Origin of the sequence: Methylobacterium platani (assembly GCF_001653715.1) — a bacterium.
Lineage (GTDB): Bacteria > Pseudomonadota > Alphaproteobacteria > Rhizobiales > Beijerinckiaceae > Methylobacterium > Methylobacterium platani.
Genome location: NZ_LWHQ01000001.1, coordinates 37700 through 56457, shown reverse-complemented (window position 1 = coordinate 56457; position 18758 = coordinate 37700). Strand labels below are relative to the sequence as shown.

Sequence of the window (18758 nt, the reverse complement as noted above, 5' to 3'; positions counted from 1 at the left end):
GGCGCCCGGAGGACTAGTACGTCGAGATCATTGTAATGGTACGCCGCGACGTGCCTTAAGCGCCGGTCACAGGAGACCGCGCGATGCCGTCGCTGATCACCAGGGGCCCGGCAGGGACCGATACGGACCGCCCCGAGGCCCCCGCCCTGCCGGCCGGCATCCAGGCCCATCTCGGCACGACCCTGCGCGCCGCCTACGACGCGGCGGCGCTGCCGCCCTCCGGCGAGTTGGAGGCGCTGGTCGCCCGCCTCGTCGTGGCGCTCGCCGGGATCGACGTCGCGCCGGCGGAGGCGTTCCGCCGCGACCTGCTCGCCGAGGTGCCGCGGCTGCGCCGCCGCGCCCTGACCCTGTGCAACAACCACGCCCGCGCCGACGATCTGGTGCAGGAGACCCTGCTCAAGGCATGGGCGGCGCAGGACCGGTTCGCGCCCGGCACCCACCTGTCGGCCTGGCTCTACACGATCCTGCGCAACAGCTTCTATTCCGAGCACCAGAAGCGGGCGCGCGAGGTCGGCGACCCCGACGGGCTGTTCGCCGCGAGCCTCGTCTCCCTGCCGGCGCAGCAGGGCAGCCTCGACCTGCACGACGTGCAGGCCGCCCTCGACCGCCTGGTGCCGGACCAGCGCGAGGCGCTGCTGCTCTCGGCCGTCCACGACCTCTCCTACGAGGACATCGCGGTCGCGATGGAGTGCCGGGTCGGGACCGTGAAGAGCCGGATCAACCGCGCCCGGGCGCGCCTCGCCGAGATGCTGGGCTGAGACGTCGCCGCTTCGCCGGACCATGCCCTAGAGAACTCCATGATCGCGCTGCGATCGCGAAGCTCTCCAGGTCTTTGTTCTGCCGAGTTTCTACGACGAACCGGTTCCCACTTCCTCGGACAATACTCTAGCGGCCGCAGCCGGTGCAGATGCCGCTGTCGATCCGGTCGTCGAGGCGCTCCTGGCGGGTGCGGTCGTCGATCCGGCGCTCCAGGCGCGCGTCGGGCCCGCCGGGATGCGGCATGACCTGACCGACCGAGCTGGTATTCGGCGCCGTGATGGTCGAGCGCGGACCGCCTCCGGTGCCGGTCTGGTCCGGGAGGTCCCGAGCCTGCGCGACGCTGCCGGCGGAGACGAGCGCGCCGACGAGGAGCGCGCGGATGAGCGGACGCGGTGCGGGCATGATGGGCTCCTGTCGCAAGAGGACGATCAACAGCCGGGGCGGGGCCGTCCGCAGGATCCAACGCGGCAGGGGAGCGCCCGTTGCGCCGCCCGCGATACCGTCAGGGTCGCCGATTCGGGTCCGGCAGCTCGCGCTGGTCGGGATGATGACCGAACACGCCGACGGCGACCAGAACGACGATGAGCCCGAGGGCGACCAGGAATACCTGCATCACGACTCCTATCGCGCGAGGACGGGCCGGAACCGGACCCCGCGCGCTCCCTTTCAAGATCCACGCCACCTTCTGCGGGTGGCCATAGCCGCCGCCCCATGACAGCCGGACGACGGCGGCGGGGACGACAGGATGCCCAGTCTGCATGCAGAGCGGACCGAATGCCAAGGATTTCATCCGCAAGGCGGCCTCGGCGGCCGCTTCGCCGCGGGGCGGGCGGGGAACGCCGACCCGGTCCCACCGTTGCCCCGGTCCGCTTCCCGCCCGAACAGACCGGACACCTCCCATGCCCGCCTCCTTGCCGATCCGCACCTCCCTCCTGGCCTTCGCCCTCGTCGCGGGCACGGCGACCGTCGCGGCCGCCCAGGGCATCAACAACGGCACCGGCGTCGCCCCGCCCTCGAGCGGCAATACCGGCTCCGGCATGGCGAGCCAGCCGCCGGGCACCGGCATCGGCGGCAACAACCCGGGCAGCATGGGCTCGACCGGCTCGCAGGGGTCGAGCGGCGGCAACATGGGCCCCGGCCCGACCGTGAAGACCGACGGCCCGACCGGCAGCGGCGCCCCCGGCACCGGCCCGGGCTCGCAGAAGAACGGCACCGCACGCTGAGATAGAACGCGGCTGCGCGCCAAGATTCCGGCGCCGGGATCTCGGCGCCAAGATCCCGGCGCCGAGATCCCGCGCGTCCGGCGCATTTGTCAGCGCCGGCCCGCGCCCCTACGACACGGATCATCAGGTTCGGAGGGGATCATCCATGCGCATCACCGCCATCCGCGACATCGTCGCGCCGATCAAGTCCGACATCGCCAACGCCTGGATCGACTTCTCGACCATGACGGCGAGCGTGGTCGCGGTGGTGACCGACGTCGTGGTCGACGGCCGGCCCGTCGTCGGCTTCGGCTTCAACTCGAACGGGCGCTACGCGCCGCAAGGCTTGCTGCGCGAGCGCTTCATCCCGCGCCTGCTCTCGGCCGCGCCCGAGGACCTCCAGGGCGAGGACGGGCTGATCGACCCGCACCGGGCCTGGGCGGCGATGATGCGGAACGAGAAGCCCGGCGGCCACGGCGAGCGCTCGGTGGCGGTCGGCGTCCTCGACATGGCCCTGTGGGACGCGCTCGCCAAGGCGAAGGGCGTGCCGCTCTGGCGGCTTCTCGCCGACCGCTACCGCGGCGGCGAGGCCGACCCGACCGCCTGGGTCTACGCCGCGGGCGGCTACTACTACCCGGGCAAGGGCGTCGGCGCGCTCCAGGACGAGATGCGCTCCTACCTCGACCGCGGCTACAGCACCGTGAAGATGAAGGTCGGGCTGGTGCCGCTGGAGGAGGACGTCGCCCGGATCGAGGCGGTGCTCGCCGTGCTCGGCGGCGACGGCTCGCGGCTCTGCGTCGACGTCAACGGCCGCTTCACCCTCGAGGAGGCGATCCGCTTCGGCCGGGCGGTCGCGCCCTACGGGCTGCGCTGGTACGAGGAGCCGGTCGATCCCCTCGATTATCTCGCCCATGCGGCGCTCGCCACGACCTATGACGGCGTGCTCGCCACCGGCGAGAACCTGTTCTCGCACCAGGATGCCCGCAACCTGATCCGCCACGGCGGCCTGAGGCCGGACCGCGACATCCTGCAATTCGATCCAGCCCTGTCCTACGGGCTCGTCGAGTACCTGCGCACCCTCGAGGTCCTGCGCGCCCACGGCTGGTCGCCGCGCCGCTGCGTGCCCCACGGGGGGCACCAGTTCGCCCTCAACATCGCGGTGGGCCTCGGGCTCGGCGGCAACGAGAGCTATCCGGACGTCTTCGCCCCCTTCGGCGGCTTCGCCGATGCGGTGCCGGTCGCCGACAGCCGGGTCGCGATGCCGGACGTGCCCGGCATCGGCTTCGAGGCGAAGAGCGCGCTCTACGCGGTGATGCGGCCGCTGGAGCGGGCGTGACGCGAGAGCCCGCGACGGACGGCCGACCCGGGGGCGGCGGCCGGCCGGCCGTCCCGCTTGCGCCGCCGACCTGGCGTCGCTCCTGGCGCTTCTTTCCGCCTCCGAGGTCAGCCGCGCCGCCCCGGTCGCCGCGGCCGAGCGGATCTGGCAGGAGACCCTGGCCCATCCGGGCGTCGCGGTCTTCGTGTCGGAGGAGGGCGGGAGGATCGTGGCGACCTGCACGCTCGTCACCGCGCCGAACCTGCTGCGCGAAGGACGCGCCCATGGCTTCCTGGAGAACGTCGTCACCCATCCGGAGGCCCGGGGGCGCGGGCACGGCCGGGCCGTCGTGCGGGCGGCCCTCGCCCGGGCCTGGGCGAGCGGCTGCCACCACGTCCTGATGCAGAGCGGGCGCGCCGATCCGCGGGTGCACGCCTTCTACGAGGCGCTGGGCTTCGTGCCGGGCCGGCGTACGTCGCGACGCCGCCCGTCGCGCCCTCGGGCGAGTGACCGCGCCCTACGACACCGCCCCGGCGAACTTCTCCAGGTGGCCCCAGGCCTCCGCCCCGTACTTGCCCTTCCACTCGGTGTAGAAGCCCGCGCTCCGCAGCTTGTCCTGGAAGGGGCCGGCGGGCGCGTCGTTGATCGCGAAGCCGGCCTTCCCCAGCGCCTCGCGCATCGCCACGCCCTGGCCGGCGATGTCCTGCCGCTGGTCGAGGGCCACGGCGTTGAAGTGGCGGGTCAGCACCGCCTTCACGTCCTCGGGCAAGCGCGACCAGGTCCGGTTGCCGGACATCAGCCAGAACCCATCCCAGATGTGGTTGGTGAAGGAGAGGTACTTCTGCACCTCGGCGAGCTTGAAGCTCGCGATGATGGCGAGCGGGTTCTCCTGGCCGTCCACCACCTTGGTCTGCAGGGCCGAGTACGCCTCCGAGAAGTTGAGCGCTACCGGCGCGGCGCCGAGCGCCCGGAAGGCGGAGGTGAACAGCGCGCTGTTCGGCACCCGCAGCTTCAGGCCCTCGAAATCGGCCGGCCCCCGGATCGGCCGGGTGCTGGTCGTGGTCTGGCGGAAGCCGTTGTCCCACATCCGCTCGAACGGCACGAGGCCGGCCTTGGCGATCTCGCCCCGGATATAGGCGCCGAGCTCGCCGTCGACCGCCGGCCAGACCTTGTCGTAGCCGCTCCACGCGAAGGCGATGTTGATGAGCGAGGCCCGCGGCACCAGGGTCGCCAGGTTCGAGGAGGATTGCGCGAACATCTCGAGCGCGCCGGAGCGCAGCTGGCTCAGCATGTCGGTGTCCGAGCCGAGCTGGCCGTTGGGAAACACCGCGACCTCGACGGCGCCGCCGGTCTCCTTGGCGACCCTGTCGGCCGCCTCGCGCAGGCGGATCGTCGCCGGATGGGTGTCGGGGGTGACGACGCCGCATTTGAGCCGCAAGGCCCCGGCCTGCGCGCGGAGGTGCGGTGCCGGGAGGAGCGCGGTCGCGGCGGCGCCGGCGATCAGGGCGCGGCGCGTGGGGTGGTGCATGGTGTCGGCCTCCCGGGTGTCCGGCCGCTCCGGGGGCTGCTTCGCGCCCGTGGGCCGGATCTCGTCTGCCGCCCTGCCTTAAGCCGAATGCGCGCGCGGTGCCAACGCCGCCCTCACCGCCCCCCGAGCGCCCGCGCCGGCGCGGTGGCGAGGTCCACCGCCCCCTCGGCGGTGTCGCCGATGCCCTGGCCGAGGTTGCGCAGGTGCTCGCCGTAGGTCTCGCGGCTCTGGGGGTCGATCACCGCGACGGGGGCCGAGACCGCGAGGCCCGCGGCGGTGCCGACGGTGGCGGCGGCGCCCGCGGTCATCTGGACGATGCGGTCGCCGAAGCCCACGCGGGAATCGGTGATGGTCTGGCCGTCGGCGAGGCGGTTGCCGAGGAGCTCCACGAGCTGCGGGCTGCCGGCGAACTTGCCGTGGTTGAGGGCGTCCTCGCCCTTCATCGCGGTCAGGTTGAGCACCGCGATGTTCTCGCGGGCGAGTTCGCTGCGATAGGGTTCGGTCGAGGGGTCGATGGCGCCGAGCCGCGCGCCGGAATTGCCCCAGACCAGGCGCGAGACCGCGAGCGCGTTGTCGTCCTGGGAGACGAACAGGCTGAGCCGCGGCCGGGTCGGGCCCATGTCGCGGAAGGCCTCGCGGGCGAGGTCGACGTCGACGTCCGGGGCGGCCAGGACCACGTCGCGGATCTTTCCGGCGACGCGCCCGTCGCGGATCGCCATCTGGCGCAGGGATTCGAGCACCAGCCAGTTGCCCATCGAGTGGGCCAGCACCGTGATCTCGCCGACCTCCGGGTTCTGGGCGAGGCGCCGCAGCACGCCCTCGAGGGCGTTGCGCGAGTAGTTGGTGCTCTCGCGGTCGTAGCCGTAGGCGAGCACGCTGCCGCGGGACGGCCAGGTGAACAGCACCGGCATCACGTCGGCCTTGGTGTCGTGCACGATCTGGGCGAAGCGGTAGACCGCGTCTTCGAAGCGGTTGTTGAAGCCGTGGACGAAGACCAGCACGTGGCGCTTGCCCGTCCGCGCGGCCGTGCGGCGCAGGCGGGCGGCCGCCTCCGGCCGGTCGAGGGTCTCGGCCTTGAGGGTGACGAAGTCGGTGGCGGGGTTGCCGGGCAGCTCCTTGGGCCACTGCACGGTGCCGGGCTTGCGCATCGAGTCCGGCGGGATCGACACCGTGATGTCGGCGTAGGACAGGGCCGGCCCGCGGTCGCCGGAATACATCTCGCCCGGATTGGCGGCGGTCTTGCGGGTCGTGGCGACCAGCATGTCGACCCGCGACGCCCCCGGCACCGTGGCGGCGACCGGCGCCAGCACGCCCTTCGGCGTGCCCGCGCAGGCACCGAGCACGGTCGCGGCGAGGAGGATTCCCAAGCTCCGGCTCCGCACGAGGATCCCCATCGCCAACACCGCTCTTCCCCAAGGCCAGGCTCAAGGCCACGCGCCGGCGAACCCTGCGGCGCCCGGCGATTCCTCGCGCCCGATTCTTGCGGGCACTCCTTAAGGATGAGCCAAACCGATGCGGCGCCAATGGGGCGGCGGGGCCGGCGCGCATTTCCCCGCGCCACCGTGGCCGCGGGGGCACGCTCCCGCCCGGCCGCGGGCCCGCAGCGCCCGGGCCGGTTTTCAGGAACCCGGAAGATGCTCTAGAGGCTGGCCCGACAGACCCGGCGCCCTCCCGGCGGGCCGGGATCCTCGCCTCGGTCCATGGTCGCCCCCCTCCCCCTCTCGATCTTCCTCATCGCCCACAACGAGGCCGACCGGATCGGCGCCACCCTCGCGGCGGTGCGCGACCTGACCGACGACCTGATCGTGGTCGATTCCGGCTCGACCGACGGCACGCGCGAGCTCGCCGCCTCGCTCGGCGCGCGGGTGATCGCGCGCGACTGGCCCGGCTACGGGCCGCAGAAGCGCTTCGCCGAGGAGCAGTGCCGCCACGTCTGGATGCTGAACCTCGACGCCGACGAGGTGGTGCCGCCTTCGCTGAACGCCGAGATCCGCCGGCTGTTTTCCGCCGGCGAGCCGCCGCACCCGGCCTACGCGCTCGGCATCGCCGAGGTGTTTCCCGGCGAGACGCGGCCGCACCGCCTCGCCTACACGCTGTGGCCGGTGCGGCTCTACCGGCGCGACCGCGGCCGCTACTCGCCCTCGCCGGTCCACGACCGGGTCGACCTTGATGCGGGCGCCACGGTCGGGCGCCTCAAGGGGGTGATCCACCACTTCTCGGTCCGCTCCCTCGGCGACCAGCTCGACAAGCTCAACCGCTATTCCGACCAGCAGGCCGACGATCTCGAGGCGCGCGGCGTCGCGATCCCGACCTGGCGGCTGTTCGTCGAGCTGCCGGGCAACTTCCTGAAGGCCTATTTCGGCCGCCGCCACTGCGTGCGCGGCGCCTACGGCTTCCTGACCGCGATGAACTACGCGATCTCGCGCCACCTCCGGGTCGCCAAGCACTACGAGCGCCGGATCGGGGCGAAGGGCCGGCGCGCGAGCCGCTGACGGGCCGCCGCTTAACCTGTGTTGGAGCGGACCGGGGCGGCCCGGTGCGAGGCTCGCCCTCCCCCCAGGCGGCGCGACGCGCGCGGCCGCCGCCCCTTCGGCGACAGCCATGCCCCCGGCACACAGACGAGACCCTCCGGCGCCGGACGCCGCCGCATCCGCGCACGACATCGTGGTGATCGGCGGCTCCGCGGGGGCGGTCGCCCCCTTGCGGGCGATCCTGGCGGGTCTGCCGCCGGACGGCCCGGCGGCGTATCTCGTCGTCCTGCACATGGCGAGCGGCGGGCGCCTCGCGGCGCGGCTCGGCGCCAATCCGGGGCCGCTCCCCCTGGTGACCGCCGAGGACGGCCTGGCGATCCGCCCGGGGCACGTCTACCTCGCGGCGGCGGACCGGCACCTGCTGGTGGAGACCGGCCGCGTCCGCCTCGGCCGCGGCCCGCGGGAGAATACCAGCCGGCCGGCGATCGACGCCCTGTTCCGCTCCGCCGCGCTCGCCTACGGGCCGCGGGTGGTCGGCGTGCTGCTGAGCGGGCTCCTGCACGACGGCGCGGCGGGCCTCGATGCGATCAAGGCCTGCGGCGGCCTCGCCCTGGTGCAGGATCCCGACGACGCCGAGGCGCCCGACATGCCGAGAAGCGCGCTGGCGGCGGTGGCGGCGGATGCCTGCGTGCCGACGGGCGGCCTCGGCGATGCGCTGGCCGGCCTCGTCGCCCGCCCGGCCGGTGCGTCCGGCCCGGTCCCGGACGACCTCGCCCTCGAGGTCGCGATCGCGGCGGGCCGCTTTCCCGCCGCGGAGCCGGGCCGCCGGGCCGAACCGGCCCCGATCACCTGCCCGGATTGCGGCGGCGTGCTGTCCCAGCTGCGAGAGGGCCGGGTGCTGCGCTTCCGCTGCCAGGTCGGCCACGCCTACACCGCCGAGGCCCTCGCCGACGCGCAGGGCGACGCGGTCGAGAACGCCCTGCGGATCGCCCTCCGGGTGGTCCAGGAGCGGGCGGATCTCGTCGGGCGCATGGCCGCGGAGGCCCACCGGCGCGGCAACGCCCTGATGGCCGGGATGTACGAGGAGCGGGCCCGCGAATACGGGGGCCACGTGCGCACGATCCGCCGGGCCCTGCGCGACGGGCCGGGCCGCGACGGGCCGGACGAGGCCGGCCCGGCCGGCTGAGCCGGTTGCCCCGGGAGAAACCCGCCGCCTTACCCTGACAGCGCCGCCCCGGATGCGTATGATCGGGGTCGACCGGCCGCGCCTGCCGTCCGCCGCCAGACACGGAGACGACGACCCTTGGCCAGGAAGACCCGTGCGGGATCGGGAAGCCCCATGGAGGAAGGACGGTCGCAGGAGCCTCTGGTGGTGGTCGGCGTCGGCGCCTCCGGGACGGCGATCGATTCCCTCGAACGCTTCCTCGCCCACGCGCCGGAGATGCCGGGCATCGCCGTGGTGATCGCGCCGCAGCAGCGCCAGCTGTTCGACGAGGCGCGCTGGCGCACCGTCCTGGCGCGGGCCGCCGCCCTGGTGCCCGCCACGGTCGAGGAAGGCGGGGCGATCGAGCCCGGCCGGCTCTACGTCCTGCCGGAGGGCCGGAGCGCGACCCTCGCCGGAGGGCGGTTCCGGCTCGGACCCGTGGGCGATGCGGAGGCGCGGGGCGCCCTCGACACCTTCCTGGTCGCCCTGGGCGAGGACCGGGGCGCGGGCGCCGTGGCGGCGGTGCTCGCCGGCACCGGCGGCGACGGTACCCTCGGCGTCACCGCGATCAAGGAGGCCGGCGGCCTGACCCTGGCCGAGCCCTGCGGCGAGGAGGCGGCGTCCGCCAGCACCGCCGCGGCCCTCGCCGACCACGTCGTGCCGCCCGAGCAGATGACGGAGCGGATCCTGTCCTATGCCCGTCACCTCGCCCGCGGCCGCAGGGCCGCCCGGGAGGCGGAGCCCGAGACCGCCGGCGAAGCGCTCCTGCGCATCGCCACCATCCTGCGCAACAAGACCGGGCACGACTTCCACGGCTACAAGCAGAACACCTTCCTGCGCCGCGTCCACCGGCGGATGCAGGTCGTGCAGGTCGAGACCGTCGAGGCCTATGTCGAGCACCTGCGCGCCGACCCGGACGAGGTGCAGAACCTGTTCAACGACCTCTTGATCGGGGTGACGCAGTTCTTCCGCGACCATCGCGAGTTCGGGCTGCTCGAGAGCGCGGTGATCCCGCGGCTGTTTGCCGGCAAGGGCTCGGGCGACCAGGTCCGGGTCTGGGTGCTCGGCTGCGCCACCGGCGAGGAGGCCTACTCGATCGGCATCCTGCTGCGCGAGCACATGGCGACGCTCGACGCGGTGCCGCAGGTGCAGATCTTCGCCACCGACATCGACGGGCGGGCGCTGGCCTCCGCCCGGGTCGGCCGCTACGGCGAGGCGGTGGCCCGCCAGGTCCGGCCCGACCGCCTCGCCCGCTGGTTCGTCCGCGAGGGGACGACGTACAGCGTCGTCAAGGAGCTGCGGGAGATGTGCATCTTCTCCCAGCACAACGTCATCAAGGACGCGCCGTTCTCCCGCCTCGACCTCGTCTCCTGCCGCAACCTGCTGATCTACCTCAACGGCGACCTGCAGAACCGGGTGATCCCGCTGTTCCACTTCGCCCTGCGGCCGGGCGGGTTCCTGTTCCTGGGCAATTCCGAGAACGTCACCCGGCACGCCAAGCTGTTCGCACCCGTGGACCGACGCTACCGCATCTTCCGGCGCCTGGAGAGCGCCACCCGGGTCCTGCCGGAATTCCCCCTCACGGTGGCGGCCGACCGGCGCCAGGCGGAGACCGGCGGCGCCTTCCCGCCGCGGGCGATCGAGGGCGGCCTCGCGCGCCGGGCCGAGCGGGTGGCGGAGCGCTACGCCCCGGCCTACGTCGTGGTCGACGAGGCCTACGACGTGCTGCACTTCTCCGGCCGCACCGGGCGCTACATCGATCCGGCGACGGGCGCGGCGAGCCTCAACCTGCTCAACCTCGTCCACCGCGACCTGCGCCTCGACCTGCGCGCCGCCCTCCTGAAGGCCGGGGCCGAGCACCGCACCGTCAAGGCCGAGCGCACCGCCATGGGCTCGGACGGCGAGCGGCGCCTCGTGACGCTCGTGGTCGAGCCGGTGCCCGGCCCCGACAATCCGCCGAGCTTCGTCATCCTGTTCCAGGAGGGCGAGACCCTCGACGGCGACGGCACCGGGGAGCCGACCCCGTCCTTCCTGCGCGACGAGCACGTGCAGCGGCTCGAGAGCGAGCTGCGCCTGACCCGCGAGCGCCTCCAGGCCACGATCGAGGAGCTGGAGAGCACCAACGAGGAGCTGAAATCCTCCAACGAGGAATACCAGTCGATCAACGAGGAGCTGCAATCCGCCAACGAGGAGCTCGAGACCTCGAAGGAGGAGCTGCAATCGGTCAACGAGGAGCTGCAGACCGTCAACGGCGAGCTCGGCCACCGGGTCACCGACCTCGGCCGGGCCAACAGCGACCTCAAGAACCTGCTCGAGAGCACCCAGATCGCCACGGTGTTCCTCGACAACGAGTTCCGGGTGAAGAACTTCACCCCGGCGGTGACCGACATCTTCCACCTGATCGAGTCCGACCTCGGCCGGCCGATCACCCACATCGCCGCGCGGATCCACTATCCCGAATTGCCCGAGGACGTGCGCAAGGTGCTGCGCACCCTCGGCACCATCGAGCGCGAGGTCGGCAGCCCGGAGAGCGGCGGCGCGCGCTACCTCGCCCGGGTGCTGCCCTACCGCTCGATCGACAACTTCATCGCCGGCGTCGTCATCACGTTCCTGGACATCAGCGCGACGGCCCGGGCCGAGCGGGCCCTGCGCGCCAGCCAGGAGCGCTTCCGCCGGATGGAGCGCGTCGTCCCGGCCTTCCTGTTCACCGCCGATGCCGGGCTCGACTGGCTCTACGTGAACCCGCGCTTCTACGAGCATACCGGCCTCGAGGACGGCCGGGCCCTCGGCCTCGGCTGGCTCACGGCGGTGCACCCGGACGACGTCGAGGAGAACCGGCGCCGCCGGCAGCGGGCGGTCGCCGGAAGCGAGACGTTCGAGCACGAGTTCCGCATCCGCTCGGCGGCCGGCACCTATCGCTGGTTCACCGCGCGGGCCGAGCCGATGGCCGATCCCGACGGCGGCGCCGTCACCTGGTTCGGCTCCTGCACCGACAGCCACGAGCGCCGGATGGCCGAGGACCGCCAGCGGCTGCTGCTCACCGAGCTGCAGCACCGGGTGAAGAACATCCTGGCGGTGGTGCGCTCGGTCGCCAACCGCACCGCCGAGGGCACGAGCTCGCTCGACGACTTCGTGATGCATTTCGACGGCCGCCTCGGCGCGCTCGCCCGCACCCAGAACATCCTGACCCGCAGCGCCGACGCCGCCACCGACCTCGCCGAGCTCGTCGGCGAGGAGGTGCTCTCGCACGCGGTGCGGGACGGGGGCCAGGTGACCCTCGAGGGCCCCGAGATCCGCCTGCCGCAGAAGACCGCCGAGACCCTGGGCCTGGCGCTGCACGAGCTCGCCACCAACGCGATCAAGTACGGCGCCCTCGCCCGGCCCGAGGGGCGGATCGCCATCGCCTGGCACCTCGACGGCGACGGCCTCGACCGGCGCCTGCGGCTCGACTGGCAGGAGAGCGGCGTCACCCTGCTGGCGACCGCGCCGACCCGGCGCGGCTTCGGGCGCGAGCTGATCGAGCAGGGGCTGGTCTACGAGCTCGGGGCGGCGACCGCGCTGGAATACCGCCCCGGCGGCATGCGCTGCGTCATCGAGCTGCCGTACCGGACCCTCGCGGCACCGGACCGGGCGGCGCGGGGCGTCGGCGCCGCGCCGGGGGAGGCCGACGATGCCGGTTGAGCTCCTCGCCCGCAACCCCGCCCCGCCGGACGCGGTCCTGCGCCGGCTGTCGGCCTACGCGCCGCTCGCGCCCGACGAGGAGGCGCTGCTGCGCCAGATCACCGCGCGACCGGTCCCGATGGCGGCCCGCACCGAGCTGGTGCGCGACGGCGAGGCCTCGCCGCGTCCCCAGGTGCTGGTGGAGGGCTGGGCCTGCCGGCAGCGGCTGCTCCTCGACGGGCGGCGCCAGATCGTCGTCGTGCTGCTGCCCGGCGACGTGATCGGCCTCGACCGGCGCCGGCGGCCGCTGCCCTTCGGCGCCGTCGCCACCCTGACGCCGGCGCAGGTCTGCGACGCAGGCCCCCTGCGCGAGCGCGCCGCGGGGCACGGCGGCGCGCCGGGCGACGAGACCGGCCTTGCCGCCGCGCTGCGGCAGGCGCGCGAGATGGAGGAGATCTGGCTCGTCAACCAGGTGGTGCGGCTCGGGCGCCAGACCGCCTACGAGCGCGTCGCCCATTTCCTGCTCGAGCTGCGCGAGCGGCTCGCCGCGGTGGGACGGGTCCAGGACGACCGCTTCTCGTTCCCGATCACCCAGGAGATCCTCGCCGACGCCCTCGGCCTGAGCGTCGTGCACGTGAACCGCACGATGCAGCAGCTGCGCCGGGACGGATTGATCGAGCAGCGCGCCACCGCCATCACCCTGCGCGACGTGCCGGCCCTGGCCTCGATCGCCGACTACCCCTACCTCGCGAAAGCGGCGCCGCGCTGATGTCCGCCCCGGGCCGGACCGGCCGCCTCTCCCCGGCGATACCGCATGCGTCCCGGGCTTCTTCACATAAGTGATAGAAAAGGCCCGAAAAGCCCAGCAACCTGTCAATCGTTGCGGCAATTCTTGCCCGACCGTCCCTGTTGGCCCGGTCTCGACCGGGTGGACGACCATCAGGGATGTTGCTGAGGCCCCCAAGTCGACTTCACCGCCCTGCTCGCTCCCGCCGGCAGGGCCTCTTTTTGGGTGCGAGCGGGCGACGGGCCGGCCCCGCGCCGAGAGGACGGAGCGCGGCCGGCGGTCGACGATGCCGCGTTGCCAGCGCCCCGGAAGCTTCCCATCCTGCCGCACCGCCGGCCGGCGCGACCCGGACCGGGGCGCGCCCTGAGCCGGCCGCTCCTTTGACGCGAGGCGGGGAGGGATCGAGCGTGGAGGATTACCGGGCCGAGTTGCTGCGCCAGGTCCGCCTCGGCGACATCGCCACCGGCGAGGCCGCGGGCGCCTGCCTGCCGGGCCTGCTGCGCCGCCTGAACCATCACGAGACCCGGGCCGGCACCGCCCCGCATCCGTTCCGGCTCTACCATCTCTGGCGCCGCAACAGCCTGCGCCGGCAGGTGGCGGATGCCCGCTGGCACGTCGAGCAGGGCCGGGCCGCCCGGATGGGGGACCTGGCCTCGCGGCGGTGAGGCAGGCTCAGGCGCAGCTCTCGGCGATCAGCCGGCGCACGAAGCCCGCGCAGTCCGCCAGCTCCCGCGCCTCGACGTACTCGTCGGCCTTGTGGGCGCGGGCGATGTCGCCCGGGCCGATCACCACCGAGGGCACGTCGCCGAGGCTCTGGAACAGCCCGGCCTCGGTGCCGTACGACACCTTGGCGTGGCCGTTGCGGCCGGCCAGCCGCTTGGCGAGGGTGACGAGGGGCGCGTCGGGCGCGACGTCGAGGCCCGGATAGTCGATCACCGGCTCGACCGCGATCCCGCAGGCGGGGTCGCGCGCCCGCATCTCCGGCACCAGCACGTCCTCGGCATAGGCCAGCACCGTCCCGGCGAGGGCGCGGGGATCGTCGGCGGCGATGGCCCGGAACTCGAACCCGACGGTGCAGCGGTCGGGCACGATGTTGAGCGCGGTGCCGCCCTGGACCAGGGCGGTGAGCCCGGTCGTGTGGGGCACGTCGTAGAGGTCGTCGCGGGTGCCGTCGCGGGCGAGCCCCTCGGCGGTCACCCGCACCCGCTCGATGAAGCGGGCCGCGTACTCGATCGCGTTGACCCCGGTCGGGGCCAGCGCCGAGTGGCAGGCCCGGCCCCGGAACGTGACCTTGGCGCCGTACTTACCCTTGTGGCCGATCACCACGTCCATCCCGGTCGGCTCGCCGACGAAGCAGCCGAGCGGCCGGACGCCCCGCTCGCGCATGTGGGCGATCAGCGGCCGGACGCCGAGGCAGCCGACCTCCTCGTCGTAGGAGACGGCGAGGTGCAGCGGGCGCGTCAGGGGCGCCGCCGCCATCTCGGGCAGGAGCGCCAGGCAGACCGCGAGGAACCCCTTCATGTCCGAGGTGCCGCGGCCGTAGAGGCGCCCGTCGATCTCGGTCAGCCGGAAGGGGGGGTGCGTCCAGTCCTGGCCCTCGACCGGCACCACGTCGCTGTGGCCCGACAGGACGTAGCCCGGCCGGTCGGCCGGCCCGATCGTGATCCACAGGGCCGCCTTCTCGCCGGTCCCGTCGACGACCCGCTCGACCGTCGCGCCGTGACGCCGGGCATGGTCCTCGACGAAATCGACGAGCGGCAGGTTCGTGGCGGAGCTGACCGTCTCGAAGGCCACGAGGGTGGCGAGAAGGTCCTGGATGGCGGCGGACTGGCTGTCGGAGGACGTCATGGGAAATACGGGGGCCTGACGGGACGCGGTGGGACGCCCACCGGGGACGAGAGTTCGGGCCGGTCGCGGGATCCGCCGGGGGCGAGGCCGCCGCGGGACGACCGGAACGCCCTCCTTATGCCGCGTTCCGGCCCCGGCGCACAGCGGGCGCAGGCCCGTCGCGGACGCTCAGTCGGCCTCGGTCGGGGCCTTGCGGATAAAGGCGAGCACCTCGTTCATCGGCAGCGACCCGGGATAATCCGGGAAGGCGAGGCTCACCGGCGCGCCGAGGACCGCCATGATGTCCCGCAAACCGTCGACCCAGGCGCCGGCCTCGGCCTGGGTCGCGAAGCCGTCGCGCGTCATCGTCTTGTCCGGTTCGATGGTCACCATGACGGAAAATCGTCCGTCCGGCATGTCGAAGATCTGATAGGTCACGCGACGAGCCATTCGCGTGATTTACGAAAAAATACCCATAAGTCAATTGATAAAAAGAGCCCTGCACTTTCGAAGGAATCTAAACCTCCCTGGCGCGTACCAGATTTAAGGCCTCACAGGCCTCGCATCAGCTTGATCGCGCATCGCCGAGCGCGCATCGCCGAGCGCGCATCGCCGAGCGCGCATGGGCGCATCACGGACCGGTCGCCGGGGTCGGGGGCTGCCGCCTACCCGGCGAGGTCGAGGAAGTGCCGCCCCTCGCGGTCGTCGATCTCGACGATCCAGAGGTCGGAATCGAACCGGATCTCGCGCGCGAGCCTCGTCTCGACGTCGGGCGGCAGGGCCTCGCGCATCAGCGGCTCGAAGCGGCGGCCGCCGGTCTCGTCGCCCTCGAACAGGGCCTGGGGCGCCGGGCCGTAGAGGTCGGCCCGGCCGTCGAGCCGGTCGACCTTGACGAAGATCGCACCCGCCTCCGGCGCGCCGCGCCGGCGCTGCACCGCGCTCACCCCCTCGACCGCGCAGCGGCGCAGGTGGGCGGCGACCCAGAAGTCGGAGCGCAGGCGTGCCATCGGGCGGGGCGTCCTCGGGATGTCGGTCGGCGGAAGGTCCGTGCGCCTCATAGGACGGCGCCCGATCGCGGGGCAATCGGGCGCCGCGTCGGATCGAACGGGACGCACCGGATCAGGACATCTGGGCGATCCCGGCCTCGAGCTCGGCCACGTCGGCCCGCTCGCGCCAATCCTCGACGCCGTGCTGGCGGGCGAAGCGCAGGGCGGCGGCGCGGACCGCCCGGTCCGGATCCCGGGCGCGGGCGATCTCCACGGTCCCGACCGTGAACGGGACCCCGAGGATCTGCTTGGCGAACAGCACGCGGTACTGCGACATCGACCGTCTCCTTCAGGCGGTGGATCGCGTCGACACGGGATGGGTTACCGTCCGCAGGGCTCCCGAGGCGACCTCGCCGCGGCCGTCGGCCGGGCCGTGGACGGGGCGCGCCGATGCGCCTTTCGCCACGAGGGAACCGATCGACCACGATCGGGAAGAGGGTATCGGCGCGCTCCGCGCCGGAGCAAGCCTTCCTTCCGGCCGCTCGTTCCTCCATGTGGCGACGATCTGCGCCGACGGAAGGTGCCTCACGGGCGTGTGATCGGCGGGGCGCCGGGTCCCGGCGACAGGGTCGCGAGCGGCATGCCCGCAGGGCGGGGCGGCCGTGCGGGCGGGCCCGGTGCGAGGCCGCGAAAACCCGCTATCTCGTGCGCGCAACGCCCGTCGGGCGCACCGCATGACACGCCGCCGGGATCCCATGCACGCCCTCTCCGCCGCGACCCGCCTGAGCCTCAGCCTGATCGCCGGCGGGGCGGTCGCGAACATCTACTACAACCAGCCGCTGCTCGGCCTCCTGGTCCAGGATTTCGGCCACGACGCCTCGGTGCTGGTGCCGACCGCGACGCTCGCCGGCTACGGGCTCGGCATCCTCGGCCTCGTGCCCCTCGGCGACGCGCTGGCGCGGCGCAGCCTGATCGTCGGCCAGCTCCTGCTGCTCGCCGCGGTGCTGGTCCTGGCGGGCCTGAGCGGCACGCTGAGCCTCCTCGTGCTCGCGAGCCTCCTGATCGGCGTCCTGTCGACGGCGGCCCAGCAGGCCGTGCCCTTCGCCGCCGAGCTGGCACCGGACGCGACGCGGGGCCGGATGGTCGGCCAGGTGATGACCGGCCTGCTGCTCGGCATCCTGCTCGCCCGGACGCTCAGCGGCTTCGTCGGGTCCTGGCTCGGGTGGCGGGCGGTGTTCGTCGGCGCGGCCGGCCTCTCGGTGGGCTTTGCCGCGCTCGCCTGGTTCGGCCTGCCGAAGGCGGCCCCCGCCGCGCGGCTCGGCTACGGCGCGCTGATGGCCTCGATCCTCGACCTGGTGCGCGAGCAGCCGACCTTGCGCCGGGCCGCCCTGTCGCAGGCGCTGCTGTTTGCCGCCTTCAACGCCTTCTGGACCACGCTCGCGCTCCTCGTCGAGGCGCCGCCCTTCGGGCTCGATCCCGCGGGCGCCGGCCTGTTCGGGCTGATCGGCGCGGCGGGCGCGCTCTGCGCGCCGATGGCCGGGCGCTTCGCCGACACCCGCAGCCCGCGGCCGGTGCTGATCGGCGGCGCCGTGCTCACGCTCGCCGCCTTCGCGGTGTTCGGGCTGTTCGGCGGGTTCTCCCTCGTCGCGCTGGCGGTCGGGGTGCTGCTCATCGACATCGGCATCAACACCGCGCTGATCGCCAACCAGACCCGGGTCTACGCGCTCGCCCCCGGCGCGCGCGGGCGGATCAACACCGTGTTCTTCACCGCGGTCTTCGCCGGCGGCGCGCTCGGCGCCTCGGCGGGCACGCGGGCCTTCGCGGCCGGGGGCTGGCCGGCGCTCTGCGCGGTCGGCGGCGCCTTCGCGGCGGCGAGCCTGCTCGTGCCCCTGCTGGAGCCCCGCGACCGCCCTAGATCGTAGCGATCGCCGTTTCCGAGCCCGCCCCTGTCCCGCTCCGCCCGCCTCCTCGACATCGACACGATCTACTGCGAGCCCGCGGTCGAGGCGCACGAGCGCGGCCGGGAGATCCTGGCGCGCTTTCCGCAAGCGCGACGGATCGCGGTCCCGTCGCACTGGAACATCCCGGAGCTGCACGGCAATGCCGGCTCGGTCGAGGACTGGGTGCGGATCAAGCGCTCGACCCTGGTGCTCGGGGTCAAGAAGGGCCTGGCCTCGCGGCCGAACGGCCGCAGCGCCCACTTCATCGCGCCGTCGAGCTCGAACGGCTGCGCCATGGCCTGCGCCTATTGCTACGTGCCGCGCCGCAAGGGCTACGCCAACCCGATCACCCTGTTCGTCAACACGGAGGCGATCGGCCGGGCGATCGGGCGCCACGCCGCCGCGCAGGGCCCCCTCCCCGCCCCCGACCAGATCGACGACCGATTCTGGGTCTACGACATCGGCGAGAACGGCGACCTCTCGGTCGACGCGCTCGCCTGCGACAGCGTGCGCGACCTCGTCGGGCTGTTTCGCGGCATACCCAACGCCAAGGCGTCGTTCGCCACCAAGTTCGTCAATCCCGACCTGCTGGCTTACGCGCCGGAGGGCAAGACCCGGATCCGCTTCTCGCTGATGCCCGAGCGGATCGCCCGGGTGGTCGACGTGCGCACCTCGCCGATGGCGGAGCGGATCGCCGCGATCGACGCCTTCGTCGCCGCCGGCTACGAGGTCCACGCCAATTTCTCGCCGGTGATCCTGTACGAGGGCTGGGAGGAGGATTGGCGGGCCTTGTTCCGCGCGCTCGATGCCGGCATCGGCCCGGCCGCGCGGGCGCAGCTCAAGGCCGAGATCATCTTCCTCACCCACAACGCCGCGCTCCACGACGTGAACCTGCGCTGGCACCCGAAGGCCGAGGCGCTGCTCTGGCGCCCCGACATCCAGGAGACCAAGCGCTCCGAGGGCGGGATGGAGAACCTGCGCTACCGCACCGGCTGGAAGGGCCGCTGGCTGTCGCGGTTCAAGGCGCTGCTCGCCGAGGAGCTGCCGTCCTGCGGGGTGCGCTACGCCTTCTGAGGCGC

At 73.3% G+C, this 18758-nt stretch carries 17 protein-coding genes and 1 pseudogene; 11 read left to right on the top strand and 7 right to left on the bottom strand.

Annotation, left to right across the window (positions count from 1 at the left end; translation table 11 throughout):
• The first annotated feature begins 83 nt into the window (after positions 1-83).
• A complete protein-coding gene (locus tag A5481_RS00245; RefSeq protein ID WP_048433506.1) occupies positions 84-758 on the top strand; it encodes a sigma-70 family RNA polymerase sigma factor in 675 nt (224 codons plus the stop codon).
• Between the two features lie 127 nt (positions 759-885).
• Here the strand turns inward: A5481_RS00245 and A5481_RS00240 are convergent, their stop codons facing one another.
• A complete protein-coding gene (locus A5481_RS00240) occupies positions 886-1161 on the bottom strand; it encodes a hypothetical protein (RefSeq protein WP_048433505.1) in 276 nt (91 codons plus the stop codon).
• Between the two features lie 497 nt (positions 1162-1658).
• On the opposite strand from A5481_RS00240, the gene A5481_RS00235 reads away from it, so the two are divergent.
• From A5481_RS00235 to A5481_RS35020, 3 genes and pseudogenes are all read left to right on the top strand, one after another.
• The gene (locus A5481_RS00235; RefSeq protein ID WP_048433504.1) at positions 1659-1982 is read left to right on the top strand and encodes a hypothetical protein; all 324 of its coding nucleotides are present in this window, start codon (positions 1659-1661) and stop codon (positions 1980-1982) included.
• 145 nt (positions 1983-2127) lie between these two features.
• On the top strand, positions 2128-3297 hold the full coding sequence (locus tag A5481_RS00230; RefSeq protein WP_048433503.1) for a mandelate racemase/muconate lactonizing enzyme family protein: 1170 nt from the start codon (positions 2128-2130) through the stop codon (positions 3295-3297).
• Between the two features lie 70 nt (positions 3298-3367).
• Positions 3368-3724 (top strand): annotated as a pseudogene (locus tag A5481_RS35020) (GNAT family N-acetyltransferase); the annotation flags it as partial.
• Positions 3725-3793: 69 nt separating this feature from the next.
• Here A5481_RS35020 and A5481_RS00225 read toward each other — a convergent pair.
• The gene (locus A5481_RS00225) at positions 3794-4804 is read right to left on the bottom strand and encodes a TRAP transporter substrate-binding protein (RefSeq protein ID WP_048433502.1); all 1011 of its coding nucleotides are present in this window, start codon (positions 4802-4804) and stop codon (positions 3794-3796) included.
• A gap of 113 nt (positions 4805-4917) precedes the next feature.
• Entirely contained in the window at positions 4918-6171 is a 1254-nt protein-coding gene (locus A5481_RS00220; RefSeq protein ID WP_342447329.1) for an alpha/beta hydrolase, read from the bottom strand.
• A gap of 333 nt (positions 6172-6504) precedes the next feature.
• On the opposite strand from A5481_RS00220, the gene A5481_RS00215 reads away from it, so the two are divergent.
• The 5 genes from A5481_RS00215 (at position 6505) to A5481_RS00195 (ending at position 13591) form a co-directional block, all read left to right on the top strand.
• Positions 6505-7296 (top strand): glycosyltransferase family 2 protein, encoded by a 792-nt coding sequence (locus A5481_RS00215; RefSeq protein WP_048433500.1) that lies wholly within the window; start codon positions 6505-6507, stop codon positions 7294-7296.
• A gap of 109 nt (positions 7297-7405) precedes the next feature.
• Complete coding sequence (locus tag A5481_RS00210) at positions 7406-8461, top strand: chemotaxis protein CheB (RefSeq protein ID WP_048433499.1); 1056 nt, start codon at positions 7406-7408, stop codon at positions 8459-8461.
• Positions 8462-8614: 153 nt separating this feature from the next.
• Entirely contained in the window at positions 8615-12160 is a 3546-nt protein-coding gene (locus A5481_RS00205; RefSeq protein WP_048433498.1) for a CheR family methyltransferase, read from the top strand.
• The gene (locus A5481_RS00200; RefSeq protein ID WP_048433497.1) at positions 12150-12908 is read left to right on the top strand and encodes a Crp/Fnr family transcriptional regulator; all 759 of its coding nucleotides are present in this window, start codon (positions 12150-12152) and stop codon (positions 12906-12908) included. The genes A5481_RS00205 and A5481_RS00200 overlap by 11 nt, the downstream gene beginning before the upstream one ends.
• 425 nt (positions 12909-13333) lie before the next feature.
• Entirely contained in the window at positions 13334-13591 is a 258-nt protein-coding gene (locus A5481_RS00195) for a hypothetical protein (RefSeq protein ID WP_048433496.1), read from the top strand.
• Positions 13592-13598: 7 nt separating this feature from the next.
• On the opposite strand, the gene argE is transcribed toward A5481_RS00195, so the two are convergent.
• The 4 genes from argE to A5481_RS00175 form a co-directional block, all read right to left on the bottom strand.
• The gene (gene argE / locus A5481_RS00190; protein WP_048433495.1) at positions 13599-14774 is read right to left on the bottom strand and encodes an acetylornithine deacetylase; all 1176 of its coding nucleotides are present in this window, start codon (positions 14772-14774) and stop codon (positions 13599-13601) included.
• A gap of 168 nt (positions 14775-14942) precedes the next feature.
• On the bottom strand, positions 14943-15191 hold the full coding sequence (locus A5481_RS00185; protein WP_245238758.1) for a hypothetical protein: 249 nt from the start codon (positions 15189-15191) through the stop codon (positions 14943-14945).
• Between the two features lie 227 nt (positions 15192-15418).
• Positions 15419-15760, bottom strand: coding sequence for a DUF1491 family protein (locus A5481_RS00180; RefSeq protein WP_048433493.1), 342 nt, complete (start codon positions 15758-15760; stop codon positions 15419-15421).
• A 112-nt stretch (positions 15761-15872) separates the two neighbouring features.
• The gene (locus A5481_RS00175; protein WP_048433492.1) at positions 15873-16076 is read right to left on the bottom strand and encodes a hypothetical protein; all 204 of its coding nucleotides are present in this window, start codon (positions 16074-16076) and stop codon (positions 15873-15875) included.
• A 397-nt stretch (positions 16077-16473) separates the two neighbouring features.
• On the opposite strand from A5481_RS00175, the gene A5481_RS00170 reads away from it, so the two are divergent.
• Complete coding sequence (locus A5481_RS00170; RefSeq protein ID WP_048433491.1) at positions 16474-17661, top strand: MFS transporter; 1188 nt, start codon at positions 16474-16476, stop codon at positions 17659-17661.
• A 24-nt stretch (positions 17662-17685) separates the two neighbouring features.
• Positions 17686-18753, top strand: a complete 1068-nt coding sequence (locus tag A5481_RS00165) for a spore photoproduct lyase family protein (protein ID WP_048433490.1) — start codon at positions 17686-17688, stop codon at positions 18751-18753.
• Positions 18754-18758: the final 5 nt, after the last annotated feature.

Bases quoted from the DNA above. Each gene is read 5' to 3' on its own strand.
- A5481_RS00245 (WP_048433506.1), top strand. From the start codon at position 84: ATGCCGTCGCTGATCACCAGGGGCCCGGCAGGGACCGATACGGACCGC.
- A5481_RS00240 (WP_048433505.1), bottom strand. From the start codon at position 1,161: ATGCCCGCACCGCGTCCGCTCATCCGCGCGCTCCTCGTCGGCGCGCTC.
- A5481_RS00235 (WP_048433504.1), top strand. From the start codon at position 1,659: ATGCCCGCCTCCTTGCCGATCCGCACCTCCCTCCTGGCCTTCGCCCTC.
- A5481_RS00230 (WP_048433503.1), top strand. From the start codon at position 2,128: ATGCGCATCACCGCCATCCGCGACATCGTCGCGCCGATCAAGTCCGAC.
- A5481_RS00225 (WP_048433502.1), bottom strand. From the start codon at position 4,804: ATGCACCACCCCACGCGCCGCGCCCTGATCGCCGGCGCCGCCGCGACC.
- A5481_RS00215 (WP_048433500.1), top strand. From the start codon at position 6,505: ATGGTCGCCCCCCTCCCCCTCTCGATCTTCCTCATCGCCCACAACGAG.
- A5481_RS00210 (WP_048433499.1), top strand. From the start codon at position 7,406: ATGCCCCCGGCACACAGACGAGACCCTCCGGCGCCGGACGCCGCCGCA.
- A5481_RS00205 (WP_048433498.1), top strand. From the start codon at position 8,615: ATGGAGGAAGGACGGTCGCAGGAGCCTCTGGTGGTGGTCGGCGTCGGC.
- A5481_RS00200 (WP_048433497.1), top strand. From the start codon at position 12,150: ATGCCGGTTGAGCTCCTCGCCCGCAACCCCGCCCCGCCGGACGCGGTC.
- argE (WP_048433495.1), bottom strand. From the start codon at position 14,774: ATGACGTCCTCCGACAGCCAGTCCGCCGCCATCCAGGACCTTCTCGCC.
- A5481_RS00180 (WP_048433493.1), bottom strand. From the start codon at position 15,760: ATGGCACGCCTGCGCTCCGACTTCTGGGTCGCCGCCCACCTGCGCCGC.
- A5481_RS00175 (WP_048433492.1), bottom strand. From the start codon at position 16,076: ATGTCGCAGTACCGCGTGCTGTTCGCCAAGCAGATCCTCGGGGTCCCG.
- A5481_RS00170 (WP_048433491.1), top strand. From the start codon at position 16,474: ATGACACGCCGCCGGGATCCCATGCACGCCCTCTCCGCCGCGACCCGC.